The 25,548-nt window shown below is 65.4% G+C and carries 26 protein-coding genes; 13 read left to right on the top strand and 13 right to left on the bottom strand.

Going from position 1 to position 25,548, the window contains the following annotated elements:
- Positions 1-1,686: ATP-binding protein (locus VML93_RS05540; protein ID WP_414686287.1), on the bottom strand; the 1,686-nt coding region annotated here is incomplete at its 3' end.
- 84 nt (positions 1,687-1,770) lie between these two features.
- On the bottom strand, positions 1,771-2,475 hold the full coding sequence (locus tag VML93_RS05535) for a haloacid dehalogenase type II (protein ID WP_414686286.1): 705 nt from the start codon (positions 2,473-2,475) through the stop codon (positions 1,771-1,773).
- Between the two features lie 30 nt (positions 2,476-2,505).
- On the opposite strand from VML93_RS05535, the gene VML93_RS05530 reads away from it, so the two are divergent.
- Both VML93_RS05530 and VML93_RS05525 read left to right on the top strand, forming a co-directional pair.
- Complete coding sequence (locus VML93_RS05530) at positions 2,506-2,898, top strand: YidH family protein (RefSeq protein WP_414686285.1); 393 nt, start codon at positions 2,506-2,508, stop codon at positions 2,896-2,898.
- Positions 2,895-3,203 carry a DUF202 domain-containing protein gene (locus VML93_RS05525; protein ID WP_325608482.1) on the top strand — a complete coding sequence of 103 codons (309 nt, stop codon included), beginning with the start codon at positions 2,895-2,897 and terminating at the stop codon, positions 3,201-3,203. The genes VML93_RS05530 and VML93_RS05525 overlap by 4 nt, the downstream gene beginning before the upstream one ends.
- 96 nt (positions 3,204-3,299) lie before the next feature.
- On the opposite strand, the gene VML93_RS05520 is transcribed toward VML93_RS05525, so the two are convergent.
- From VML93_RS05520 to VML93_RS05505, 4 genes are all read right to left on the bottom strand, one after another.
- Entirely contained in the window at positions 3,300-4,919 is a 1,620-nt protein-coding gene (locus VML93_RS05520; RefSeq protein ID WP_325608480.1) for a serine/threonine-protein kinase, read from the bottom strand.
- A 114-nt stretch (positions 4,920-5,033) separates the two neighbouring features.
- The gene (locus VML93_RS05515) at positions 5,034-5,939 is read right to left on the bottom strand and encodes a hypothetical protein (protein WP_325608478.1); all 906 of its coding nucleotides are present in this window, start codon (positions 5,937-5,939) and stop codon (positions 5,034-5,036) included.
- Between the two features lie 120 nt (positions 5,940-6,059).
- Positions 6,060-6,815: an Rv3717 family N-acetylmuramoyl-L-alanine amidase gene (locus tag VML93_RS05510; RefSeq protein ID WP_325608492.1), complete on the bottom strand. Its 756-nt coding sequence runs from the start codon at positions 6,813-6,815 to the stop codon at positions 6,060-6,062.
- Between the two features lie 71 nt (positions 6,816-6,886).
- Positions 6,887-7,234, bottom strand: a complete 348-nt coding sequence (locus VML93_RS05505; protein ID WP_325608476.1) for a hypothetical protein — start codon at positions 7,232-7,234, stop codon at positions 6,887-6,889.
- Positions 7,235-7,325: 91 nt separating this feature from the next.
- Here VML93_RS05505 and VML93_RS05500 point away from each other — a divergent pair, with 91 nt between their 5' ends.
- The 3 genes from VML93_RS05500 to VML93_RS05490 all read left to right on the top strand — a co-directional run bounded on the left by VML93_RS05500 (position 7,326) and on the right by VML93_RS05490 (position 10,130).
- Positions 7,326-7,748 (top strand): DUF6636 domain-containing protein, encoded by a 423-nt coding sequence (locus VML93_RS05500; protein ID WP_325608474.1) that lies wholly within the window; start codon positions 7,326-7,328, stop codon positions 7,746-7,748.
- 114 nt (positions 7,749-7,862) lie between these two features.
- Positions 7,863-8,948: a hypothetical protein gene (locus VML93_RS05495; RefSeq protein ID WP_325608472.1), complete on the top strand. Its 1,086-nt coding sequence runs from the start codon at positions 7,863-7,865 to the stop codon at positions 8,946-8,948.
- 30 nt (positions 8,949-8,978) lie between these two features.
- A complete protein-coding gene (locus tag VML93_RS05490) occupies positions 8,979-10,130 on the top strand; it encodes an acyl-CoA dehydrogenase (RefSeq protein ID WP_325608470.1) in 1,152 nt (383 codons plus the stop codon).
- Here the strand turns inward: VML93_RS05490 and VML93_RS05485 are convergent.
- From VML93_RS05485 to VML93_RS05470, 4 genes are all read right to left on the bottom strand, one after another.
- The gene (locus tag VML93_RS05485) at positions 10,127-10,762 is read right to left on the bottom strand and encodes a helix-turn-helix domain-containing protein (protein WP_325608467.1); all 636 of its coding nucleotides are present in this window, start codon (positions 10,760-10,762) and stop codon (positions 10,127-10,129) included. The genes VML93_RS05490 and VML93_RS05485 overlap by 4 nt on opposite strands.
- Positions 10,759-11,832: an oxygenase MpaB family protein gene (locus VML93_RS05480; protein ID WP_325608465.1), complete on the bottom strand. Its 1,074-nt coding sequence runs from the start codon at positions 11,830-11,832 to the stop codon at positions 10,759-10,761. The genes VML93_RS05485 and VML93_RS05480 overlap by 4 nt, the downstream gene beginning before the upstream one ends.
- Positions 11,833-11,918: 86 nt before the next feature.
- Complete coding sequence (locus tag VML93_RS05475) at positions 11,919-12,485, bottom strand: TetR/AcrR family transcriptional regulator (protein WP_325608463.1); 567 nt, start codon at positions 12,483-12,485, stop codon at positions 11,919-11,921.
- A gap of 89 nt (positions 12,486-12,574) precedes the next feature.
- Entirely contained in the window at positions 12,575-14,035 is a 1,461-nt protein-coding gene (locus VML93_RS05470) for an MFS transporter (RefSeq protein WP_325608461.1), read from the bottom strand.
- A 216-nt stretch (positions 14,036-14,251) separates the two neighbouring features.
- On the opposite strand from VML93_RS05470, the gene VML93_RS05465 reads away from it, so the two are divergent.
- From VML93_RS05465 to glnA, 3 genes are all read left to right on the top strand, one after another.
- The gene (locus VML93_RS05465; protein WP_325608459.1) at positions 14,252-15,262 is read left to right on the top strand and encodes a hypothetical protein; all 1,011 of its coding nucleotides are present in this window, start codon (positions 14,252-14,254) and stop codon (positions 15,260-15,262) included.
- Between the two features lie 59 nt (positions 15,263-15,321).
- A complete protein-coding gene (locus tag VML93_RS05460) occupies positions 15,322-15,846 on the top strand; it encodes a serine/threonine protein phosphatase (RefSeq protein ID WP_325608457.1) in 525 nt (174 codons plus the stop codon).
- An 800-nt stretch (positions 15,847-16,646) separates the two neighbouring features.
- The gene (glnA, locus tag VML93_RS05455; protein ID WP_325608455.1) at positions 16,647-18,083 is read left to right on the top strand and encodes a type I glutamate--ammonia ligase; all 1,437 of its coding nucleotides are present in this window, start codon (positions 16,647-16,649) and stop codon (positions 18,081-18,083) included.
- 1 nt (position 18,084) lies between these two features.
- Here the strand turns inward: glnA and VML93_RS05450 are convergent, their stop codons facing one another.
- Both VML93_RS05450 and VML93_RS05445 read right to left on the bottom strand, forming a co-directional pair.
- Complete coding sequence (locus tag VML93_RS05450; RefSeq protein ID WP_325608453.1) at positions 18,085-18,471, bottom strand: DUF732 domain-containing protein; 387 nt, start codon at positions 18,469-18,471, stop codon at positions 18,085-18,087.
- A 195-nt stretch (positions 18,472-18,666) separates the two neighbouring features.
- Positions 18,667-20,442, bottom strand: a complete 1,776-nt coding sequence (locus VML93_RS05445; RefSeq protein ID WP_325608451.1) for an NAD-binding protein — start codon at positions 20,440-20,442, stop codon at positions 18,667-18,669.
- A 405-nt stretch (positions 20,443-20,847) separates the two neighbouring features.
- On the opposite strand from VML93_RS05445, the gene VML93_RS05440 reads away from it, so the two are divergent.
- Both VML93_RS05440 and VML93_RS05435 read left to right on the top strand, forming a co-directional pair.
- A complete protein-coding gene (locus tag VML93_RS05440) occupies positions 20,848-22,914 on the top strand; it encodes a RecQ family ATP-dependent DNA helicase (RefSeq protein ID WP_325608449.1) in 2,067 nt (688 codons plus the stop codon).
- 2 nt (positions 22,915-22,916) lie between these two features.
- Positions 22,917-23,870 carry a DNA-processing protein DprA gene (locus VML93_RS05435; protein ID WP_325608447.1) on the top strand — a complete coding sequence of 318 codons (954 nt, stop codon included), beginning with the start codon at positions 22,917-22,919 and terminating at the stop codon, positions 23,868-23,870.
- An 83-nt stretch (positions 23,871-23,953) separates the two neighbouring features.
- On the opposite strand, the gene VML93_RS05430 is transcribed toward VML93_RS05435, so the two are convergent.
- Complete coding sequence (locus tag VML93_RS05430) at positions 23,954-24,424, bottom strand: guanosine-3',5'-bis(diphosphate) 3'-pyrophosphohydrolase (RefSeq protein WP_325608445.1); 471 nt, start codon at positions 24,422-24,424, stop codon at positions 23,954-23,956.
- A gap of 107 nt (positions 24,425-24,531) precedes the next feature.
- Here VML93_RS05430 and VML93_RS05425 point away from each other — a divergent pair, with 107 nt between their 5' ends.
- The 3 genes from VML93_RS05425 (at position 24,532) to VML93_RS05415 (ending at position 25,496) form a co-directional block, all read left to right on the top strand.
- Positions 24,532-24,684, top strand: coding sequence for a hypothetical protein (locus tag VML93_RS05425; protein WP_325608443.1), 153 nt, complete (start codon positions 24,532-24,534; stop codon positions 24,682-24,684).
- Positions 24,685-24,837: 153 nt separating this feature from the next.
- Positions 24,838-25,107, top strand: a complete 270-nt coding sequence (locus VML93_RS05420; protein ID WP_325608441.1) for a hypothetical protein — start codon at positions 24,838-24,840, stop codon at positions 25,105-25,107.
- Entirely contained in the window at positions 25,104-25,496 is a 393-nt protein-coding gene (locus tag VML93_RS05415) for a type II toxin-antitoxin system VapC family toxin (RefSeq protein ID WP_325608490.1), read from the top strand. Before VML93_RS05420 ends, VML93_RS05415 begins: the two co-directional genes overlap by 4 nt.
- Positions 25,497-25,548: the final 52 nt, after the last annotated feature.

The raw sequence follows: 25,548 nt of genomic DNA, 5'->3' as shown, positions 1-25,548 counted from the left end.
TTCGGCCTGCTCGAGGCGCTGTTCATAGTCACTGCGGGCCGGGGAGTCCAGTACGCCCGCCATCGAGGTGTAGTAATCACAGTGACGCGACCGGACGGCGTCGGCTTCGCCGGACTCGCCGAGCTTCTCCTGCGCGTACTGCCGTACCGTCTCGAGCAGTCGGTATCGCGTTGGGCCACTGGTATTTTCGGCAACCACCAGCGACTTGTCGACGAGCAGGGTGAGCTGATCCAAGACCTGGTATCGCTGCAATTGGTCGGCGCCGGCAACCGCCCGTGCGGCGTCGAGGTCGAATCCGCCGAGGAACACCGCCAGCCGGCGAAACAGGATGCGTTCGGCGTCGGTAAGCAAGGCATGCGACCAGTCCACCGACGCCCGCAAAGTCTGCTGCCGACGCACCGCGGTGCGCGAGCCACCGGTCAACAGGCGGAAACGGTCATGCAGGCTCTGGACGATGTCGGCCAGCGACAACGTGCGCACCCTTGCCGCGGCCAGCTCGATGGCCAGCGGCATCCCGTCCAGACGGCGACAGATTTCCGCCACCGCGGCGGCGTTGTCGTCGGTGAGCGTGAAGTCGGCCTGGGCCAGGCGGGCACGATCGGCGAACAACTCGATCGCCTCGTCGCCCAGCGACAGCGACGGCACCTGCCGCGTAGCCTCGCCGGTCACCAGGAGCGGCTCCCGACTGGTCGCGAGCACTTTGAGGCACGAGGCGCCACCGAGCAGCGCCACGACCACCTGGGCGCTGGCGTCGAGCAGGTGCTCGCAGTTGTCCAGCACCACCAGCAGCCGGCGGTCGCGAACAAATCGCAGCAGCGTGTCCATCGTCGAGCGACCCGGCTGGTCGACGAGACTCAGCGCGCGGGCCACCGTCAGCGGCACCACCTCGGGAACCGTGACCGGCGCCAAGTCCACGTACCAAACACCGTCGGCGAAATCCCGCGCCACCGCTTCGGCAACCTGCACGGCCAGCCGGGTCTTGCCCACCCCGCCGGCGCCGGTCAGGGTCACCAGCCGATTGGTGGCCAGCGCATCCCGCAGGCTGCGCATTTCGGCTTGGCGCCCAACGAAACTCGTCAGCTGCATCGGAAGGTTATGAACGTCGGCCTCAGTGGAGGTGCGCAACGGCGGGAAGTCGTTGCGCAGGTCGGGGTGGCACATTTGCGTCACCCGTTCGGGGCGCGGCAGATCGCGAAGCGGATGTGACCCCAAGTCGATCAGCGAAACACCATCGGGAAGCTGGTCGACGACAAGCGGCTCGGTGGCGCCGGACAGCACCGTCTGCCCGCCGTGGGCCAGATCGCGCAGTCGCGCCGCGCGGTTGACCGTCGGGCCGATGTAGTTTCCCTCGTCACGCAGCCGGACCTCACCGGTGTGCATCCCGATGCGCAACCGGATCGGCGCCAGCGGCGCCCGCTGCAGATCCAGCGCACAGGCCAGCGCATCGGAAGCGCGGCCGAACGCGATGACGAAGCTGTCTCCCTCGCCCTGTTCGACCGGGCGCACCCCGTCATGGGCGGCGACCGTCTCAGACAACGCCTGATCCAGACGTGCGACGGCGGCCGTCATTTCGTCGGGCTGGGTTTCCCACAGCCGCGTCGATCCTTCGACGTCGGCCAGCAGCAACGTCACGGTTCCCGTGGGTAGGTCGCTCACACCAACGTCGCTCCACTCAGTTGCGCTCATGCTAGCCAGCATGCGGCGAGCCGCGTCGCAAAACATCAGCGAAATAGCTAATACCCGCGGCCGACCGCGACGGGTGCCTACGCGTCAGCAGCCGAGCTGATCGGCGAGGTCGAGGAAGTCCGGCGCGTTGAAGTCGAACTCCTCGGAGTACTCGACGTCGGCGGCGCCGTCGACTCCGAACTCCAATGGACGTGCCACGAACGCGGTGCGGAAACCGAGACCGGCGGCGGCGCGGATGTCGTACTTGTGGCTGGCCACCATCATGATCTCGGGCGGGTCCAGGCCGAGGTAGGTCGCGGCCATCCGATAGATGACCGGATCAGGTTTGAAGACCCCGGCCATCTCGGCGGCGAAGATGGCGTCCCACGGCAAACCCGCTCGCTTGGAGATGTTGACCACCGCGCTGACGTCGGCGTTCGACAGGGTGGCCAGGGTGTACTTAGTTTTCAGCCGCGTCAGCCCGGGCACCACATCCGGCCACGGCGTCAGGCGCTGCCAGGCCAACGTGAGCTCCGCACGCTCGGCGGCCGAAAGTCCGGTGATGCCGGCCTCGTGCAGCACGGTGTCCAGCGCGGCGCGGTACACCGAGTGCACCGAAACCCATCCGTCGCCGCCGGCAGCCTCCAATGCGTCGAAATAGCCTGCGCGCCAATGCCGCACCAGTTCAGGCCAGTCGACGTCCGGGTAACGGCCGGCGCTGATCCGCTGCGCTTCGCCGCAGACGGTCGAAAGAAAATCCGTCGCCGTGCCTTGCACGTCGAACAACAACGCCTTAACCACGTGGGTCATCATGCTATTTTCCCGGCCCACGAATCTACGATGTGCCTCGTGGCCGACAACAGCACTAGGCCCGGCGACCCAGCGGGCCCGACCGAGACCGAGCCCGACTACCGGTTCACCCTGGCCAACGAGCGGACGTTCCTGTCCTGGCAGCGCACCTCGCTCGGATTGCTGGCCGCGGCCGTCGCGCTGGTGCAGCTGGTTCCGGAGCTGACGATCCCGGGCGCGCGTCGCATGCTCGGCGTCGGGCTCGCGGTCTTGGCCATCGCTACCAGCGGGATGGGGATGCTGCGCTGGCAGCAGGCCGATCGCGCCATGCGCCGGGGCTTGCCCTTGCCCCGTCACCCCACGCCGGGTTTTCTCGCGCTGGGCCTGATCGCGCTGGGAGTCGTCGCGCTCGGATTGGTCATCGCCAAGGCGTTGATGGGTTGAGCGCACCGGATCGCGGTCTGCAGGCCGAACGAACAACGTTGGCATGGACCCGGACGTCGTTCGCGTTCCTGGTCAATGGCGCGTTGCTGGCGTTCAAGAACCTGAACGGCGGTCCGGTCGCGCTTATCCCGACCGTCTTGGCCGCCATCGTGGCGCTGTGCGCCTATCTGATCGCGATACAGCGCGAGCGAACGCTGGCGATCCGCCCGCTACCGCCGCGCATCACTCCGCGCCGCCAGGTGTACATCATCGGGATGGGCACGCTGACGGTGGTTGTGGTGACCGCGGTGGTCCAGCTGATCTGAACGGCGCGCTCTCGCAAAATTGCTGTCCCAAGCGGGCGTTCGTCGTGTGTAGCGACAACCGTTGCGCGGCAGCGAAATTTGTCGCTTTGCCGCGGATTACCAGAGGTAGACCACCGCGTTGTTCCCGCCGGTGCACCTGATCCACGGGTTGGGGCCGTCCTGGCCGCACTGCATGAGAAAGTTCGCGTTATTTCGCGGATCGCAGTTGGTGCTGACCGTGGTACAGGGCACGGATCCGGGCGCCGACACCGATCGCGCCGCGAGGCTGGCGTTGTGGTATTCGTTCCAGTACGCGTTCAGGACCGAGTTCGCGAAAAAGCACGACGTCGCCACTGAGCCGCGTCCGCCGCGCGTGCCGAATCCGGTGGCATTCGGAAGGGGAAAGCCTCCGTCGCAGGTTTGGTGGGCGGCGTCCGCGCCGGTCACGAGCGGCGGAGGTATGTTGCCACTCGGGAGCGACTCGGTCGGACTCGGTAGCGACGACGATGCGGTCGACGACGGCTCACGGGGGTACGTGGCGGTAGTCGTCGACTCGGCCGTCGGGGTCGGTGCGGAACTCGAATTCATCTTTGCGACAAGACCGATGCTGACGCCGATCGCGACGAGAACCACCAGCGCGGCGACGACGATCACCCACCGCGACCCACCTGACCGTTCACCCTGACTGGCGGGCGCGGCCGCGGGCGGGGGTGGGGGTGGCCGAAAATCCGGCGCGGACGGCGGGAAATATTGCGGAACAGCTTCTTTCGGCCGCGCCGGCGGCCAGGCCGCGTACTGAGTGGGAGCGGCCTCTGGCGTGCCGTACTGGGTGGGAGCGGCGTGCGGCGTGCCGAACTGGGTGGGCGCCACTTCCGGCGTGCTGACCGGGACGGTGCCCTGGGTCCGTAGTGCCCGAGTGGCCGCCCGCGCGAATGCGCCTGCGCTGCCGTATCGATCGTCGGGTTCTTTTGCCATGCCGCGGGCGATGACTTCGTCGAAGGCCGGCGAAATTCTGCGATTCGTGACACTCGGCCGGGGCGGCGGCGTCGTGATGTGCGCCGCGATCACCGCCTGCTGACTGGCGTTGGCAAACGGCATCACACCCGTCAGGCTTTCGTACAGCACGCACGCCAGCGAGTAGATATCGACCGCGGGAGTGATCTCCTTGTCGGCAAACCGTTCCGGCGCCATGTACGACCAGGAGCCGATCGCCGAGCCGACCTGCGTCAGCCGGGTGTTGCCGCTATCGCCCATCGCTTCGGCAATGCCGAAATCGACGAGGTAAGCGAAATCGGCCGGGGTGACAAGGATGTTCTGCGGCTTGATGTCACGGTGGATTAGGCCTTCGGCGTGGGCGGCGTCGAGCGCCGCGGCGATCTGGCTGATTATCGCGACTGCCCGATCCGGCTCGAGGGGGTGCTTTTCCAGAATGGTTTGCAGGTCGGTGCCGCGGACCAGCCGCATGTCGATGAACAGCGAGCCGTCGATCTCGCCGTATCCGTGAATCGGGATGACATGTGGTTCTTGCAGCTTCGCCGCGGCGTGCGACTCGCGTTCGAACCGCAAGCGGTACGTGCGGTCGTTCGCGTACTGGGTTTTGATGATCTTCAGCGCGACCGTTCTGTTGATCTCGTTGTCGTAGGCCTCGTAGACCTCTCCCATTCCCCCTTTGCCCAGAACGCCGGTGATGTTGTATTTGCCGAATGTCGTACCGACCCGCGGATCCGTTGCAGACACCGTCACCTCCTGTCGCACGGACAGTATGCGGCACCATACCGACCTTTGCGCAGTGTTTGCCGCCCGAGACAATCGGATGGGGCCGACAACGGTTGCCGGTCAACGGTGTTCAAGTCACCCGCTGGCGCATTTTCCGGCGGGCAGCGCAGCGAGGTGATCGTTAAGCCAGTCGGCAATCTCCCCGAGGTCCTTGGTGCCGTCGTCGAACTGCCCCGACGAGGGTTCCGCGGCGATCGCCACCGCGACCTTTCCGGTTGGCGCCGTGAGGATGCCCATCTGTCGCACCAGGTACTTGCCGGTCGGCCACGGTCCCCAGCCCCCTTTGAACTGCGTGCCGGCGATGGTCCCGATCCCCCAACTCTGCCCCGGCACGACCTGACTCATCAGCGCGAATATCGGGTCGTTCTTGCTGTCGCAGGAGGCGCTGGCAAGGAACCGGACTTGATTGGTCAGCGACCAAATGGTCTGCCCGAAGGGGGTGTAAGGCGGCCGCACCCTTAAATACTGGACGACGGTGGGATCGCCGGTTCCTTTCAGCACGTCTTGCACCCGTTGGCCGGCGGTGACCGGCTCCCCCAGTTGCGCCCAGATTGCTTCGGCCGCCGCATTGTCGGATTCGGTGATGGTGGCCTTCATTGTGTCGGTGACTTGTTGCGTGCCCTGCTGCCGGAGCGCCGCGATCACCAAGGGCACTTTGATGGTCGACCAGGCCGGTCCCTCGGTCCAGTCGCTGCCCAACGTCATCGGGCCCTGCCCGCTGCCGACCGGGCTGACGACGACACCGATCTTGGCGTTCAGTCTGCTCTGCAATTTGGCGAAGTCCGCGCTCAGCGCGTCGTTCGGTGCATTCTGCGGTGCCGGCTGCGGTGCGGGCGAGGTGGCGGGCGCCGGTCGGGCTGGTGCGCCGGTCGGCTTTGGGGCCGGCGCCGCCTTGGGTTGTGGTGCGTGGTCGTAGGTGAACACGGCCGCGATCGTCACGATCGCGGCCATCAGGATCAGCGCCAAGAGAATGGCGATCACCCGCCGACTGCGCCAGGTTCGCCTTTGCGGGACGCGGCTGTGCCGCCCACCGGGTTTCCCAGGGACTGTCACCGCCGGCTCGCAACGGGGCTGATGCGGCGCACTGCTGACATAGCTCTCCTAGCCGGTTCCCGCCTTGGCGTTCAGATACGCAACTATCCCTTTGGTGACAGCCGCGGCATATTGCGCCCGGCCGTCCGGACTTTGGATCTTCGCCGCGTCGTCCGCGTTCTTCATGTTGCCGAGTTCCACCAGAACCGCAGGGAACTCGGCAAGGTTCAGGCCGGCCAGGTCTTCGCGGCCATACAGTCCGTCGGACCCGATGTAGTTGGCCGGCTGCATACCGGAGGCGACCAGGGCGTCGCGCATCGTGTGCGCCAACTGGATGGCGGGCCCGGATTGGGCGGCGTTGAGCGGCGGGCTGGAGTAGTTCACGTGGAACCCGTGGCCGGACGAGGGTCCACCGTCGGCGTGGATGCTCACGATGGCGTCCGGGTGCATCGCGTTGGCCAACGCGGCGCGCCGGTCGACACAGGGTCCTACCGAACCGTCGTTCTCCCGCGACAGCTGTGTGCGCACGCCCGCTTGATTGAGTTCCGCCGCAATGCGCCCGACGACGTCCCAGGTGAACGCGTGCTCCGGGTAGCCGCTGTCGGTAGCCGTCCCCGACGTGTTGCACTGCTTCGTCCCACCCCGGCCGTTGGGAACTTGGCTGTTGATCGAGGCGTCGGCCACGGCATTGTGACCCGGGTCGAGGAAGACGGCCATTCCGGAGATGCCGGCCGACGCGCTTGGGGGGTCGATCAACACGGCGCCCAGTATCACCGGCGCAGCACCGGCATACTTCAAAACATCGCGCCTGCTCAACGGTCGCATTCGGCCAAACCCCACCGGATCGCTCACCGCGCGATGGTAACAACCCGGCCGTTTACCCGCCCCTCACGGCACTATGGCCCCCGGCTGGACCGCTTGACCGGGCGCCTCGCCACATCCAGCGCCGGATAGAGAAAGTGCATGAGTTTCGCGCCCTCGATGCCGTAAATCCCGCGGTCGTCGCCCTGCAACACCCAGCTGTGCTGTTCATCGGCACGAGCGGCAAGGCCGTCCCGATACCGCGCGTATTCGGCGGAGCGTTTGCTGTACCAGCGCGCGACGGCCCGCGCGACGAAGAAGATGCCGACGAGGACCAAGGCCCCGAGGATCCACCAGATGAATTTGATGACGATGGCTATCAGGAACAGCACCGCCACCAGCCCGCCGAACCCGCCGTTCGCGCTCGCCCTGGAAGTACTCATGCCGGCAAGGTACTCAAACCCACCGACAAGCCCACCGCGAAGTGCTATGACAAAGCTTGACCTGACTCACTTTGCCGAGGGGACACACTAGATGCAGATCACGAAGCTGGCGCTGATCGCGTCCGCGTCGGTCGCGGCGACGATCGCCTTCCCGTCAACCGCGCACGCGAGTAGCCAGAATTTTCAATCGCCGTCGGGAAACATCGCCTGCATCCTGGACAGCGGGGGTGCCGCGTGCGATATCGCCGAATACACCTACCAAGTGCCGCCGGGTCCGGAATGCTCCAAACACATCAAATGGGGCAACCGCTTCACCCTGAACGCGGGCCAGCTGGGCGCCATGGCGTGCCATGGCGACACGCTGCGTGTCGCGGGCGAGCAGACGCTGAACTACGGCCAAACCCTCTCCGCCGGCAGCATCACGTGCGCGAGCGACCCCTCGGGCATGAAGTGCACCGACAACAGCAGTGGCCACTTCTTCCAGGTTTCGAAGGACTCCTACAACCTTGGCTGACAACGGCTTTCGGCAGTTGCTGGCCGTGCCGCCACGGCGGCCGTCGTCGCGACGGGAGTGGCGGGGTGCTCGTCGCACACCGCGCCTCCGACCGCAACGCCAGCGAAAGCCACTGTGCCACAGTCGTTGTGGCAGCAGCAGGATCTGAGCGCGCTGACCGGCGCCCCGGACGCGGTGCTGGGCGGCATCGCCAGTTACGTGTCCCAGCCCGACGGCGGCCAGCACGTGTTGTACGTCAAAGTCCAAGGCCACATCGAGGACCTGTGGCACGACGGGACCGGCTGGCACCACAAGGATCTGAGCACGGCCGCCGGCGGAGCTCCGCCTTCGAGATTGGACGTTTCGGGGTATTCCTTCCAGGGCGCCCAGCACGCGATCTATCTGGGCACAGACCACCACATCCAGGATCTGTGGTGGGACCAAAGCGGTTCGCACGTCGAGGATCTCACCGCGCTGACCCACTCCCCGCTTGCCACGGACGCGATCACCGGCTACGGGTTCGAGGCCCAGGGCACCCAGCATGTGGTCTATTTCAGTTGGCCCGATGACCATGTTCACGAGCTGTGGTCGGACCGCACGGGCTGGCATCACACGGATATGGCCGCGGTGCTGGCCGCCCCGCCCGCCGACCAGGGCGGTCATCCCGCGGCGTACCTCTTCGGTGGCGGTCAGCATGTGATCTACTGCGGCCAGGACCGCCACATGCATGAACTGTGGTCGGACGCGGGCGGCTGGCACCTCGGCGATGTGAGCGCAGCGGCCGGCGCGGAATCCTCGATCGGCGGGTTCTTTACCGCCTATGCGTTTGCGGCGCAGGGCACCCAGCATGTCATCTACAAGAGCGCGCCCCTCGAGGACATTCATCTGCGCGAGCTGTGGTGGGATCACAACGGCTGGCACACCGACGATCTGACCGCTACCGTGGGCGCGCCGGGCAGTCCGTGGTCGGTGTCGGGATATGCGTTCGAAGCCCAGGGCACCCAGCATGTCATCGTCGACGCCGATCACATTGTGGAGCTGTGGTCCGATCGCGACGGCTGGCACACCGACGACCTCACCACCGCTCTCGGTGCGCCGTTATCGGGCGGCAACGGCGCGGTCGGGTACGCATTCGACGCGCAGGGCACCCAGCACGTCGTCTACGTCGGCAGGAACGACCGCCACATCCACGAACTGTGGTGGGGCCCCAAGGCGCCTTAGCATACCAAAAAGTATGGTACGGTCGACGGCATGCCAGCGCACGGGATCACCGACGACTTCGTCGCGCGGCTAGCCGAGCGCGCCGAGGAGGCCGAGCGGCTGCGCCGCCTGCCCGCGGCGACGGTGAGCGAGTTCAGGCAGACGGACCTGTTTCGGCTTCTGCTCCCGGCTCGGTTCGGTGGGATTCAAGCGTCGTTTCCCGAACTGCTGGAACCGGTTCGGCGGATGGCGCATGGCTGCGCGTCGAGTGCCTGGACCCTGGGTTTCTACGCGCTGCACAACTGGCTGCTGTCGTTGTTCTACCCGCAGCTTCAGGAGGAAGTGTTCGCCGCGGGACCGGTGCTGGCACCGGCTCCGCTGGCCCCGACCGGGCGGGGCAGCCCGGTCGACGACGGAGTGCGCCTGACCGGTCGGTGGTCGTGGGCGACCGGCGCGATGGATGCCGAGTGGATGATCCTCGGGGCGATCATCGAGCGGACCGACAAGATCGAGCCCGCCCTGGTGGTGGTGCCGGCCGACGACGTCGTGGTCGACGATGTATGGCACACCGCGGGCATGCGGGGCACCGGTTCCCACGACGTCGTCGCCACCGGGATCTTCGTACCCGAGCACCGGATTGTGTTGGTGGCCGACATCTATGGCGGCACCTCGCCCGGAGCGCACGCGCACGCGGTGCCGACCTACCGGTGGCCGATGGTTCCCGCCCTCGCGTTGCTGGCGTCGATGCCGGTGCTCGGGGCCGCCGAGCGGGTGACCGAACTCTATGCCGAGCGGCTCGGCGCCCGGGTGCTGGCGTATTCCGGTGTCGCGCAAAAGGATCAGCCGGCCGCCCAGATCAGGCTGGGCAATGCGCGGGTGCGGCTGCGCGCAGTGCGGGCGCTGGTCGCCGAGACCGCCGACGGTATCGAACAACTCGTGACCAGCGGCACGCGAGTCACCCGATCGGTACGCGCCGACGCGCGCCTGGCCGCAGCCCACACGGTGCGCGAGTGCCGGGCGATCATCGCCGACCTCATGGAAGCGTCCGGTGCCAGCGCCCAGTTCTTGTCGAATCCCATGCAGCGCTTCAAGCGCGACGTGGACATCGCAGCGGGGCATGTGGTGTTCGACTACGACATGAGTTGCGAGTTGGCCGGGGCGTTGGCGATCGGCGCGAAAATCTCCCCGATCGCGATGATCTAGCCCGAGCGGGCCCGCAATGCGCGATACGCGGCGCGGCCGACGATGTCGGCCAGGGTATCCGGCGACCACGTGTCGGGTTGCTCGAGCATCATCCGCGCCGCGGTTTCGCAGAGCCCGACGAATATTTCGGTGAGTACCGGTGTGACGCGGTCGACATCTTCGACCTGCCACCTTTCGAACAGTGGGCGCATCACCGCGGCAACCTGCTCGCTGATTCGTCGCCGGCCACGCGAGATCGCCTCGGCGAGAAGCGGATCAGGGTCATTGGCGAAGATGATCCGCCAGGAGGCCGGACGCCGCTTGACGTCCTCGAGGAGGGATCGAAATCCGTCGACGAACATCTGCTCAACCGAGGTGGTCTTGAGCGGCGGCAGGATCGCCAGCAGCGCGTTGAGGGCGACATCCGACTCCCGATCGAGCAGCGCCCGCAGTACCTCACCGCGCCCGTTGTAGCAGTCGTAGACGACCGGCCGGCTGACGCCCATGCGCGCCGAAATCGCTCCCATGGTGACTCCGGAAACCCCTTCGGCCGCAGCGATTTCCAGCGCCACGTCGAGCACCTGCGGGCGGCGGCGCTGCGGGCCGAGGTGTTCGGCGCGCACGCGATCGCCGGCCGCGTTGCGCGGGGTCACACGACGGAACCGAGGATCGGCTGGGACTCGATGATGCCCTCTTCGCTGGGCGTCAGGCCCTCGTCGAACACCCTGGCCTTCTGGCGGTCACGGAACTGCTTGTGCGCCAACGCTGGAGCATCGAAGCCGAACCGGGCCTGCGCCTGACTCGGTGTGGTGGTCACCGGATCCCGTGCCGGAACGGAACGCAGCACCGGGGCCGCGACCTCGACCGTGGTGGGCGACAGCAGTTGCAACAGCATCAGCTGGAATCGGGTGCTCATGCTGATCGTCTTGAATGCGACCCGCAGCACCGGGACCACCGCCGCGTCCAGCGCGGAATTTACCGGGAGCCCGGACATTTGCCGCATCCACTTGGGCATCGTGGCCAGCGTCCCCTGCCGCAGGACTGTGGCGACGAGCAGGGCGCCGGGCCGTAGCGCCGGCGGCATCGGCGGCAACATCACTTCGGCGCGCAGCAGGTGGTTCATCGCTTTCTTGGCGATGCCGGAACCCAGCAACTGGGGCCGCATTTCGTCGAAGTACTGGCGGATGCCCTCGCGGGTAGTCGGCACGTCGGCCGGGGCGCAGGTTTGCAACTCGGCCGCCAACGCGCACTCGGCCCAGTACCGCTTTTCCTCTTCAGGCGAGAGCTTGCCGGGACCGTACTTCTCGTAGGCGACGAGGATCGAGTGCCACGCCGTGAGGTGAATCCACAACTGCGACGCCGGGTCGTTCGCGTCATAGCGGATACCGGTCACCTCGTCGGTGCCGACCGCCTTCGAGTGGATCTTCACCAGCACGTCGGCCGCCTTGACCGTGGATGCGCTGTCGCCGAAGGCGACCATGGCGAAGTAGCGCAACGTGCGGTCGTAGCGGGTGCGGGGACGCTTGTAGATTTCGTGGGTCTTGTCGACGGCCGCCACCAGTGCGGGGTCGAGTTCTTCGATCACCACCGAGCGCTGAAACCCGATCGTCAGCGAGGTCGGATAGCTCCACACCTTCCAGGTCACCGAATCGGGGCCGAAGAAGCCATAGTCTTCGGCCGCCTCGACCTGCGGCAACGACATCAAATCGCGGATCCCGATCATGCGGTCCCCCTGTTTCCGACACTGTGTAGGAATTTCCGACAACGTGTAGGATAGCCCGTTATCGGGTTTGCCTGTCAAGCTGTCGGCTACGTCGGGTCGGCCAGCATCAGGTCGAGGAATCGTTCGCGTTGGGCCGCCTTTTGCGCCTGGGCCGCCGACCCGGCGAGGTGCAGCAGCCCGATTCCGGCGGCGAAGGTCAGCTCGGCGCGCAGCTTGGCGTCGGCGGGACTGAAACCGAAGTCGGCGTAGGCCTTTGTCACCGAGCGGATCAGGCGCCGGTCGGCCGCACGGACATTGGCGGCTGCGACGGGGTCGGTACGGGCCCATTCGCGCATCGCGCGCTCCAGTATCCAGTGCTGCGGGCTGATCAACGCGGTCATCATGGCGGACAACCGCTTTCGCGGTGGCAATGCGTCGAGCTCGGCCAGGTCGTGACGGTCCCGTTCCAGGAACGTGTTCCACGATTCGACGAGCGCGGCCCGGTAGCCGTCCATGTCCTCGAAGTGCCAGTAGAAGCTGCCGCGGGTGACACCCGCCTGCTGGCAGAGGCGGTCGACCTTGAGCGCGCGCACCCCCTGCTCGGCCAGCAAGGTGTAGCCGGCCTGCAGCCAGTCCTCTACCGAAAGGCGGGAGTGGGGCTTCTGCGCTGCCACGCGTGCCACGTTACGGGTAGTCCCGCGAGCAGACGCAGAATCGCATTGCGCGGGCCTCCCGCGCGCGATTCTGCGTCTGCTCGCCGGCGTCAGTCGTCCTCGGCGTCGGCGACCGTCAGGGGCAGGGCCAGTTCTTCCAGGGGGCGCTGCTCGGCGGCGACGCCGAGCCAGATTTCCACCAGACCGGCAATCGCCATCACCACCGCTCCGATCAGGAATGACCAGACCACCTGACCGCGCTGACCCGAATTGATCAGCTCGCCGAACAACAGCGGCCCGGTGATACCGCCGATCGCCGTTCCCACCGCGTAGAAGAACGCGATCGCCAGCGCCCTGGTCTCCATCGGGAAGATCTCGCTGACGGTCAAATACGCCGCGCTCGCACCCGTCGAGGCCAGGAAGAACGTCGCTGCCAGCACGGCGATGAACAACCACACACCGCCGGTCTGGTTGCCGAACAGCACGGCGAGTACCACGGCCATCGCCGCCGAACCAAGATAGGAAAGCGCGATGATCGGCTTGCGGCCCACGGTGTCCATCAGCCGCCCGAGCAGCAGTGGGCCGGCGAAATTGCTCAGCGCCCACAGGATGAAGAACAGCGGCACCATCGCGGCCGCGACGCCGTAGAACTTGGTCAGCAGCGTCCCGAGATTGAATGTCACGCCGTTGTACAGGAACGCCTGCCCGATGAACAGCGCCAGCCCCAGCACCGCGCGACGCGGATAGAGCTTGAACGCCACCCTGGCGATCTCCACGAACGAAATCGTCTCGCGCTGCCTGACCGTCAACGGCTTCCCGCGTGGCTCGGGCAGCGCTTCGCCGGTTTCCCGCTGGACTTCGGCTTCTATCTCGCCGACCACTTGCTCGGCTTCCTGGTTGCGGCCGTGGATGAACAGCCACCGCGGACTTTCCGGCACGTTGCGCCGCACGACAAGGACAAAGATGCCGAAAATGGCCCCGATGCCGAACGCAAGCCGCCAGCCGACGTCCGCCGGGAAGTTCGACGTGTTCAGCAGGACCAGCGAGCCGGCCGCACCCAGGGCAGACCCCAGCCAATAGGTCCCATTGATCACCAGGTCAACGTGACCGCGCACGCGCGCGGGGATCAATTCGTCGATCGCCGAGTTGATGGCCGCGTATTCGCCCCCGATGCCGGCGCCGGTGAAGAAACGGGTGACGAAGAAATACCAAGGGGCGAAGGCGAATGCGGTCGCAACGGTGGCGGCCAAGTACACCACGAGGGTCAGCACGAACAGATTGCGCCGCCCGAAGCGGTCGGTCAGGTGACCGAAGAACAATGCGCCCAGGCACGCCCCCGCGATGTAGATCGCCGCTGCCATGCCGATGTCTGCGGGGTTGAGCTCGATGCCGCTGCCGTGTTCGACCAGGCGGCCCGACACATTGCCGACCATCGTGACTTCAAGCCCGTCGAGAATCCACACGCCGCCCAGCCCGACCACTACGCGCCAGTGAAAGCGCGACCAGGGCAGCCGATCCAGCCTCGCTGGGACCTGCGTCGTGATGGTTCCGGTTTGCACGCTTTCGCTCATCGTTATCCCAGTACCCGCCGTGGAGTGGTCAGAAGCAATTCGTTGCCCCCTCGGGTGAAAAGATAGTGCTCGGTCTCTCTTGGCGGCTTGGCGGCTTGGCGGCTCGGCGGCGCGCTGGGGTGTTGATTCTGCGTTGGCGGCGCACCCTACTCGCAGTTTGTCGCCCTAGACGCAGAGTCAACGGGCCTGTCGGTGGCTGCTGGCATGATTCGCGGCATGAGCGATTGGTTCGAACGCCTCACCGGGTTTCCCGAGGCCGGCTACGAGTCGACGCGGAGCCGGCTGCGTGTCGAGGGCGACGAATTGGTCTCGACGGTCAACGGCAGGCGGTACGCGTGTGGGGAGTTGTCGATTCCCACCTTGGCCGAGCTGCGCTCTCGGGTGAATGTTCCTGTAGCGCAACGCAGTACCGTGAGCTCTCTGGTCGGCGACGCCAGGGCGCTGCACGCCGAACCCGAATTCGCCGGCGCGCTGTTCCAGGTCGCCTCGCAGTTCAACCTGCTGGAAATGACCGACTACAGCGTCCGCCCTGAAGAGGGAGTGACCCGATACGCCTACGACCGCACCCAGGGCCCGGCGTGTGCGATCGCGGCCGGCGCCGCCACGATCTACCGCAACTACTGCGTGCCCGTCGCCGGCGGAACCGGGCAGACCAGCGATCGCCAGCTCGACGCGCTGGCCGGCCTGGGTGACGCGCTGTCAGCCGAACTCGGGCAACCGGCCCGTGCGCTCTGGACGACGCGAAACGGCTACGCGCTGTGCACCGAAGAGGGCCTCAACGCAATTGCCGGGCTGCTCGCAGGAGCGTCGGAGGGCCTTCGGGACGCGCTGCGCGGACAGCTGGCCGTCGGGTTACACCGCAACGTGGAGGTCACCGACGTGACCGAAGGCCCGCGGCGCATCGTCTCGCAGGCGTTCTGCTCGGCGCTGCCCGTTTCGTATTCGATGGTCCCGCGTGCCGCGTGGGAATCGTTCGCGCGACTGGTCCTCGAAGCGGCCTACGAAGCGACCGTGCTGGCCGCGGCCGAGCAGGCGGCCTCCGGCGGCTCGAACACCGTGCTGCTGACCCGCCTGGGCGGTGGGGCCTTCGGCAACGCCGACGCCTGGATCGACGACGCGATGAGACGTGCACTGGCCGTCGTGGAATACGCCGGCCTGGACATCCGGGTGGTCGGCTACGGCGCCGTGCACCCGTCGGTGCGCACCATCATCGATGAATGGGGGTAAGTCCATTGGCAGATAACAACTTTGAGAGTTCAGCGCCGACATGGAGACATGACAAGGTCATGCATGCGTGGTGGGTGGAACCCGATCGGTTGCTCGCCGGTGAGTACCCGGGATCTCTCTCGGAAGACAAAGCGAAGGAGAAGGTCCGTCTGCTCATGGCTGCCGGTATCAACTCGTTCGTCGATCTGACCGAATCCGATGAACTGCGCCCGTATGCCCCAAAGCTGCTCGTCGACGCAGCCGAGCAGGCGGGGCGGCCAGTGCCGAGTCACCACCGGTTCGCGATCCGCGATATGAGCATCCTCGCCGACGAAGCAGGCTACGACGTGATTGTGGCTCACATCCGAAGCGAGCTGGACGCCGGCAAGGGCGTGTACATCCACTGCTGGGGCGGCAAGGGCCGCACCGGCACGGTAGTCGGGTGCTGGCTGATCGACAACTACGGACTCGATTACAAAGGCGCGATCCAACGCATGCGGGATTTGCGGGCCGGGACCAGGAAGTCGGTCTACGCCCCAATCATTCCGGAGACCGAACAGCAGCACGGCGTCCTTCGCCGCCGAGCCGCGCGCACTAGCGCGTGAATCCGCTTGGTCCGCAGACGATTACCACTGGTGACCGCACTCCGCGCAGACCCACTCCCAGGGCTCTACAACGCAGCCCATCGCCTCGGTCCAGGGCGGCACCGCCGAGTAGGACGACAGCCTCCCGTACAGCGTCGATAGCGAGCGCTGTGCACAGCAGGATGGACAGCGCGGGTGAAGAGACAATCTGAAGTCCAGAAAGCTGGTGAGCCCGTCGTGGCGCGTCCTTTCATGACATGAATCGCAAAGCGCGGCAGGCCAATCCGTGGGTAATTCCCGTGGATACCACGGGAGAATCACTATCGAGGCCGCGTCGTACCTACCGCCGACCCGGCCAGATCCGCCGCTCTGCGACTTCTGCAGTGCGCGACGTCGTGGCTCCCCCGGCCGAGGGACGGTGTGGATATGCACCCGGTCGCGGGCATCCTCGTACGCCAGATCGAGTTGCAGCCCGCACCCCGTGCAACGGCCGCCGGACCTCAGCAAGACCCGTCCGGCGGCCAGGGAAGTTTCCCCGAACAGCGCCCGGCTGTCGAAGGTGGAAACCGCCGATCAGAGACACAACGTCGTCAAGCGGCGTCCTGGTATACAACCGCGGGCTTTCCGGATGGACCACAAAGTTCGCCAGCATGTGAGCTGACACCGGCTTTCCCCATAGGACCATTCTCCCGGGCAGGTCCGACAAGCCGCCCGGAATGCGAGGGACGCCGTGACGTGCGTGAATTGGAGGACGCCGCGACGGTCGCGAACACCGATCATGCCGGGCTGAGGCCGCGGATATCGACGCAGAGGAGGAATCCGTGTCCGAAAAGACGCCCGACGATATCTTCAAGCTCGTCAAGGACCAGGACATTGAGTATGTCGACGTCCGCTTCTGTGACCTGCCGGGCACCATGCAGCACTTCACAATTCCGATTTACGTCTTCGACGAGAACGTGTTCGAGGAAGGCTTGGCGTTCGACGGCTCCTCGATTCGCGGGTTCCAATCGATCCACGAGTCGGACATGCTGCTGCTCCCCGATCCGGAAACCGCCACCCTTGACCCGTTCCGGGACGCCAAGACGCTGAACGTGAACTTCTTCGTGCACGACCCGTTCACCCTCGAGTTGTACTCACGCGACCCGCGCAACGTCGCCCGCAAGGCCGAGAACTACCTGATCAGCTCCGGCATCGCGGACACCGCCTACTTCGGCCCCGAGGCCGAGTTCTACATCTTCGACTCGGTGAAATTCGACTCCACCATCAACGGCTCGTTCTACAAGGTGGACGCGACATCGGGGTGGTGGAACACCGGAGAAGATAACGAGGCAGACGGCAGCCCCAACCGCGGCTACAAGGTCCGCCCCAAGGGCGGCTACTTCCCGGTCGCCCCCACCGACCACTACGTCGACCTGCGCGACCGGATTCTCACCAACCTGACCAACGCCGGCTTCTTTCTGGAGAAGGGCCATCACGAAGTGGGCGGCGGCGGCCAGACCGAGATCAACTACAAGTTCAACACGCTGCTGCACGCGGCCGACGACCATCAAATGTACAAGTACATCGTCAAGCAAACCGCCTGGCAGGCGGGCAAAACCGTGACGTTCATGCCCAAGCCGCTGTTCGGCGACAACGGCTCTGGGATGCACTGCCACCAGTCGCTGTGGAAAGACGGCGTCCCGCTGATGTACGACGCGACGGGGTACGCCGGTCTGTCGGACACCGCGCGCCACTACATCGGCGGTTTGCTGTACCACGCTCCCTCGTTGCTGGCCTTCACCAACCCAACGGTCAACTCCTACAAGCGGCTGGTTCCCGGCTATGAGGCCCCGATCAACCTGGTCTACAGCCAGCGGAACCGCTCGGCGTGCGTGCGTATCCCCATCACCGGCAACAACCCGAAGGCCAAACGGTTGGAGTTCCGCTGCCCCGACTCCTCGGGCAACCCCTACCTGTCGTTCGCGGCCATGCTGATGGCCGGCCTGGACGGCATCAAGAACAAGATCGAGCCGCCTCCCCCGGTCGACAAGGACCTCTACGAGCTGCCGCCGGAAGAGGCCGCGGAAATCGTGCAGGCACCTACCCAGCTGTCCGCGGTGATCGACCGGCTGGAGGAAGACAGCGAATACCTCACCGAGGGAGGCGTTTTCACGCCTGACCTGATCGAGACGTGGATCAACTACAAACGCGACTTCGAGATTGCGCCGTTCAACCTGCGGGTGACGCCGTACGAGTTTGCGCTCTACTACGACGTGTAACTCACCACTGCGCTACCGGGTAATACGGCCTCAGCCAGTTCAGCGAATCGTCGGTATGCCCTATGTACTGCGGGCAGTAGGCGGACATGGAAGCGCCGACGAAGTAGCTGGATTGTTTCAGCGAGAGAACGGTGTGCTTCGCCAGATTCATCGCCAGAAAGCTTGTGTTTCGGTTGGTATCGAGTTGGTCGCACACGCCATGGGCCATCGCAACCGCGGTGCCGGGGCCAGACATGGTGATGCCGCCCTTCGCAAGGGCCGCGACAAACGTGTCATCAATTGGATCTGCTGATGCTGGCGCTGCGGAAAGGAGCGCGGTGGCGGACAGCAGGACCGCGCACACTGTCGACCACGTCCACTTCCCCGGACCGACGGTCGTGTGGGTCATGGACTTCTCTCTGTGCGGGCCGAATCGGCTTCTAGTCAAGGAGACTCAAGAGAAGATTAGGCGAAATCAAAACACCTTTCTTTACGGCCACGTAAAAGTTCAGCACCGATCCCGTGTCGCTGTTCGGCCGCGAAGTGCGCTTCGATAACCACCACAGCTCTCGGAAGCCAACGCGCACAACGTAGTTCGCGCTCGCTAACCGTCCGGGTCCGGCGCCCATTTCGGCAGGCGCACTTCCGACCGGTGCGAACGCGCCGCCGCCAGGGTCGCCGCGCGCTCGCCGTTGATCGCGGTCTGCGGTGGCGGCTGGCCCTTGCGCAGCGTCGCGATCAGCTCACGGTAAGGGCCGATGAGGTAGACGGTGTCGCCGGCTTTCAGTCGGGCGTCGCGGCGCGGACGTAGCCTGACCGGCCCTTCCGGTCGAATGATCGCGATGACCCGCGTTTGGGTCGACAGTTGCACCATCGTTAGTCCATCCAGCTCGCTGCCCTCCGCCACGAGCATTCCGCCGACCATGAACGAGCGCTGACCGACCCAGAAGGTTCCGAGCACCTGCAGGCCCATCGCGGCGCCGATGAACCAGGGGGCCGCCAGGTCGACGATCGAGCGCACGTTTTCGAAACCGAACCGCTGATTGATCGCGGTGCCCAGCGCCCGTCCTTGTACCCGCATGACGATGGGCGACTTGGTGTCGGATCCCAAGATCTCGAGCAGCACGATCCCGGTCTCGATGTTCGCCATGTCGTCGCTGGTCACCACCGCCACCCCGCGGGCGCGCTCGGGGTGCGCCGATTCCAGCGTCTGGCGCATCGTCGGGTCACCGAAAATTACCGGGACGTCGAGTTTGGCCGCGGTCGGCAGGAAGCGGTTGTTCTCGTCGTTCTCGATGATCAGGACGTCGTATCCCGCGGCGGCCAGGTCACTGACGACGCGAATGCCCACCGAACCCAATCCGACGACGACGACGTGGTCGCGCATGTGGCGTGCCCGCCGGAGTCCGGCTCCTTGGACGAAGCGGCGCGACAGCAGCAGGTCCGCCAGGAAAGCGACGAGGATGGCGGTGACGATCGCGCCGCCGAACATCAACCCGACAACGAACAGTCGCAGCGCGCTGGACTGTTGGCCGAAGCTGAATTCGCCATAGCCGACGGTCGTAATCGTTTCGGAGGCGAAGTACAGGGCGTCGAGCCACGACATCGGCGGGTTCCGGTAGTTGAAATGCACGACCGCTGTCGAGCCGAGCGTCAGCAACAGCGCGAATGCCAACGAGGGATAAAGCATCGGGTTCACGTCGTCGCGCATCGCGCGCACGGCGTCGATCACCCGTCGCACCCGGGAGTGTCGAGCACGAGTCGCGGTCGGGGGCGGCACATTGATCCCGCGGGCTTCCAGCTCGTCCTTGACGCCGATCATCGAGGTCCAGTCGCGGGGGTAGACCTGCAGATCCCGTCCCGGACATGGCACCACCTCACCTGGGGTAGGTGAGTTCTTGCCGTGGACCACCGCCACCGGTGCCAGGTCGCCGTAGATGTCGCGCAGCGTCCCTTTGTGCGGCGCCTCGGATCCCCAGACGACGAATTTGATACCGGCGGTCTCGAACTGGTGCGCGTTGCGCGAGAGCGCTGCCTCGACGAGGGATGGTGCGGCGAGTTCGGCGACGTCCAAGATCGCACCGGGGCCGCTGACGTCGGCCACCGCGCGGCGCAGCACATCGTTGGCCAGTCGTGCCACGACGCGGACTGTCGGACTGTATTCTCTTGCCAGTAGCGCGATTTCGAGATTTACGGCGTCGCTGGGCCCAGCGCAGACGACGGCCCGTGCGCGATGCACGCCGGCGCCGAGGAGATCGGCGGCGGTGTTGATCTTGATGATCCGCGCGCCAGCGCCCCGTAGCTCCTCGGCGATAGTCCTGGACAGCGCATCGTCACCCGCGACGATGATTTCGCGGTGAAATTGAAAGATCTCGCCCATTTTCGCGCGCTTGTTACCAAGGTCGAGCGCGACAACTAGTCGACATAGGTGCTCCCTCGTTCATATCTCGTTCATATGACTATCGGGCACGATGACGGATAGTGCCACCGGAGGAGCCTGGATGACGAAGGTCACTGTCCCACAAGCGGAGTCGCCTATCACGGAACGTGGCCTCAGCCCAATCGGAAGCCGCCTCTTCTTGCGGCGCAACAGATTCGACCCGAGCTTGTCACGCAGACGAAATAGTTGAGGCGTACGCGGCCTACCTCGGCGAGCAGACGCAGAATCGCACTCCGCGGGTGTCCCGCGTGCGATTCTGCGTCTGCTCGCGGCTCACTGGGGGGCCACCGCGGATCACTAGCAACCGCTGATCTCCAAGTGTCGGCCACGCGGTCTACGCTGCGCATGACCATTGGGGGATCCTTGGCTACGGATTTCGAGAACGCAGCGTTGGCGGTTTTGCGCCGCGCGCTAGGCCCGTCAGCAATGTTTCGCGAGGGCCAGTTGGAGGCCATTGAAGGTCTGGTCCAGCGGCGGAGTCGCCTTCTGGTCGTACAGCGCACCGGATGGGGCAAAAGTGCGGTCTACTTCGTAGCGACCCGGTTGCTTCGCGACGAGGGCGCCGGCGTCACGATCATCGTCTCGCCACTTCTGGCGCTTATGCGCGATCAAATCGCCGCGGCCACCCGTTTGCATCTGAACGCGAGGACTATCAATAGCAGCAACAGAGACGACTGGGACGAGATCGAAAGAGACCTACTGGCAGGGCGGGTGGATCTGCTCTTGATCTCCCCTGAAAGGTTCAACAACGCGGACTTCAGAGACCGACTCCTCGAACCGGTGACCCGTAAGGCCGGGCTACTGGTAATCGACGAAGGGCACTGCATCAGCGACTGGGGCCATGATTTCCGACCCGACTACCGACGACTCGTCTGGGTGCTCGACCTGATGCCTAAGAACGTACCGGTGCTGTGCACCACGGCTACCGCCAACGACCGTGTGGTTCAAGACATTCGCCACCAACTCGGTGAGAATCTCGAGGTTATCCGCGGCAGTCTTGACCGTGAGAGTCTGTCGGTGAGCTCCGTCAAAATCTCGTTGACTGTGCAACGGCTGGCCTGGCTGGCTGAGTGGGTTCCGAAATTCGCGGGTTCCGGCATCGTTTATTGCCTGACCGTTGCAGACACACTGCGGGTAGCGGAGTGGCTGAACGCAAACGGAATCAGCGCGGCGGCATACTCCGGAGAAACCGAGCCGGATCAACGCCTGGTGATCGAGAAGCAATTGATGGACAACGACCTGAAGGTGGTCGCCGCGACATCGGCACTCGGCATGGGGTTCGACAAGCCGGACTTATCGTTCGTCATCCACTTCCAATCACCCGATTCCCCCGTTGCCTATTACCAGCAGGTGGGACGGGCGGGCCGCTCAGTCGACCATGCCGAGGTGGTGCTGCTGTGGGGTGAAAGTGACAAGGATATTTGGGTGTACTTCCTGGAGCACGGCCTGCCGCTGCAGTGGCACGCCGAGCAAATCGTCGATTACCTCGCGGCTGAGGCTGACTGGGTGGGGCAGGGCGAGATCGAAGAGAACGTCAACATGCCCAGGGGGCGCATCGTCGCCATTCTCAAAGTCCTCGAGGTTGAGGGTGCGGTGCAAAAACAACGGTCGAAGTATCGCCGGTCCCTTCGCCCCTGGACGTTCGACACAGAACGGATCGAACGGGTACGAGCAGCGCGACTGGCCGAGCACCAAGCGATGCGTGACTACGCCACGACGACACTGTGCCGAATGGCATTCATCCGCGATGCGCTCGACGACACCGACGTGCAGCCCTGCGGCAGGTGCGACAATTGCACGGGCAAGCGCTACGACGCCGCAACCGACCCGCGGATGGTGGCCCGGGCCCTCAGTTTCATCAGGCAGCGACCCATCGCTATCGAGCCGCGAAAACGCTGGCTGGGGCATCGATCCGGCACTATCGCCCACCCCATCGAGCCGGGCCGAGCCCTTTGCTACATCACCGACCCGGGCTGGGGGGATGCATTTCTGGACGCCAAGCGCACCGGCCAGCCGTTGCCCGACGAGATGGTCACGGCCGCTGCGGATCTGATCAGCGAATGGCTACCTGGGTTCGACGGTGTCATTGTGTGCGTACCGACACGCGACACAAGCCGCATCCTGGTGCCGAATTTCGCGACACGGCTCGGTGGGCAATTGGGTGTCAAGGTTACCGACTGTCTGGTCAAGGTGCGCGACAACGCCCCGCAGAAGCTGATGGAGAACAGCGCTCAGCAGATCGCCAACGTCACCGACGTTTTCGAAACGCGCGGCAGAGTGCCCACTGGACCCGTGCTGTTGGTAGACGATATCAGCGACTCCAGGTGGACGATGACCATACTGGGTGAGCTACTGATAACCGCCGGCAGCGGCCCGGTCTACCCTTTCGCAGTAGCCAAGACCAAGGGATGAGGATGCTAGACGAGCAAGGGCTGGCCGCATTGGCATTGACCAGTCGCCTGGTCGAATCCACAGCCAAGCCCTTGTCTGCGCGCGAATTCTGGTCACTGCGGCGGCAGGTCGAGCCATCCTCGCTGCGAGGCATGACAGCGGACGAGATAGCCACGGAGTTAGCTGTGGGCACTGAAGACGGCGAGCGTATCGCCACGCTCTTCGATCGCGGCGCCGGACTGGCGATCGCCCTTGAGCGGTTGAATCACTCGGGAACGTGGACCGTCACGTGCGTCGACGCCGACTACCCCGCGCGTCTGCGCCGCCGGTTGGGCGACAACGCGCCAGCTGTCCTGCACGGCGTCGGTGACGCAACTCTGCTGGCCACCGACGGAGTGGGCGTCGTCGGCTCACGCAACGTCACGCAGGAGGGCTCCCAGGTCGCCGCCGATATCGCGCACACTGCCGTTAAGTTGGGCTTCCCCGTGGTATCCGGCGCAGCGCGCGGCGTCGATCAGTCCGCGATGAATGGCGCCTTTGAGGTCGGAGGGCAAGTAGTCGGGATCCTCGCTGACTCCCTGGAGCGAACGGTTGCGCGACCCCGAATCAGGCGAGGAGTGGTCAACGGGCAGATCTGCCTTATTACGCCCTACAGCCCGAGCGCACCGTTCTCGGTGGGAAATGCCATGGGACGCAACAAGATCATCTACGGGCTAGCGGTCTGCACAATAGTGGTTGCCACCGACCGCAAGACCGGCGGAACCTGGGGCGGTGCGACCGAGGCGCTGAAGAATAAGTTCGGGCGCGTCGCCGCATGGACCGGGTCCGGTGCAGCGGCGGGTAACGGCGCACTCATCGACTTGGGCGCCCAGGAGCTGTCCGACACTGCTGCTCTCGACAGGCTTCTCAGCGCTGACGACGATCCAGCGCCGGCAGACAAGAAGCCGTTGGGTGACCAACTCTCCTTTGGCTTTTGAGCACGCGATCTCTTCCGCCGCCGAGCAGACGCAGAATCGCACTCCGCGGGTGTCCCGCGTGCGATTCTGCGTCTGCTCGCGGCTCAGCCCGGTGCGCGGGATCGGCGGCGTGTTCCGTCGTCGAAGTCGGCGCCGAGCGCCTGGTAGGCGGTGGCGTACTTGCGGGTCAACCGGTCACGGTCGGACTCGCTCAGTGTCGCCATGCGAGCCGGATCGGTGTTGTCGGCCAGATCGGCGAGCTTGACCTCGCGAGCGATCGCGTGTTCACGGATGCACCGGTAGTAGTCGGCGGGCTGCTGGTTGGCGCGACGAGTGAGGAGTTCGACGGCGTCGATCGCCTCCGTGGGGATGCCCCGGTCGGCCAGTTCGGCAGCGGTGACGCCGGAGTCTTCGATGACGTCGTGCAGCAACGCCGCCACCACGGCTGCTGGAATGGCGGGGTCCACATAGGACGCGACGCGCCGGACGTGTCCCACGTAGGGCATGCCGGCCTTGTCGACCTGGCTCGCGTGCGCTGCCGCTGCGATCGCGTCAGCGGTGGCGATGGGATCCATGAATACTCACCATAGCGTCTACGGCGCCACCCGCCCGATTGTGCGCTCAGCAAACACTGCGTACGCTCCCCATCACTGGGTTGAGCCTCCTCGTGAGGAGTGGATCAATGACGATTCGTGCAGTACTCGTCGCCGGAGCCAATGCCGTCGCCAGCTGCGCCAGCGCGGCCGTCGTCGCAACCATGGCAAAGACCGGGCCGACGTGCAACGAGGCATCTAGCACGACGCATCCTGTCGAGGGAAGCACGCAATACAACTGATCGGCCGTTCGCCATACGCGGACTGGCCGTGAGGCGCCGCAAAATGCCGGCCGATGCGGTGTTTTCGGGTACATATGAGCGCGCTCGCGGCGGCGGGTGGTGCGTGACGATCGCTCGGTGTTACACCGGGTCGGTGAGTGTTACACTGCACACATGCCCACCAACCGTCGGCGCCACGCCATTACCGAAACCGACGACATCGCGGATGCGCTGAAGATCGCCCGCCGCGCGTGGCCGGACCTCGCCGACAAGCCGGGTGCACTGTTGCGTCACCTCATCCTCGCGGGCCGGAACACGCTCGCCCGCGATCACGGTGCCGTGGCTCGCCAGCGCCGGCAAGCGGTCAAAAATACCAGCGGTGCGCTGTCCGGCGCCTTCGGAGCTGACTATCTCAAGGAGCTGCGTCAGGATTGGCCCGAGTGATCGTCCTCGACGCGAGCGTCTTGATCGGGCATTTCGAGTCGGCCGACGCACACCATGCTGACGCAACGGCTCTGCTGCGGGCATGGTCCCTGGAGTCGTTCGCCGCCAGCGTTATTACGCTCGCCGAGGTCTACGTCGGTGCCGCGCGGGCCGGGCAAGCCGACAAGCTTCAACGGTTGCTGGGACAGTTGCAGATCGAGAGCCTGGACCTGCCGGCGCGTGCTGCCCGTCGCCTCGGCGAGCTGCGCGCGACCACGAAGCTCAAGATGCCGGACTGCTGCGTGCTCTACACCGCGCAGCAGCACAGTGCCGCGATCGCCACCTTCGATGACAGACTCGCAGCCCGGGCAAGCGAGCTAGGCCTGACTGTCGCGACCGACGAACCGTAACCGGGGGCTATACCCAACACGTCACCCTCACCCGCCTCATCTGCACCACTTT

Source organism: Mycobacterium sp., from assembly GCF_035499775.1.
Lineage (GTDB): Bacteria > Actinomycetota > Actinomycetes > Mycobacteriales > Mycobacteriaceae > Mycobacterium.
Note: the sequence above shows the minus strand (reverse complement) of the source record. Positions and strands in the feature narration are given on the sequence as shown.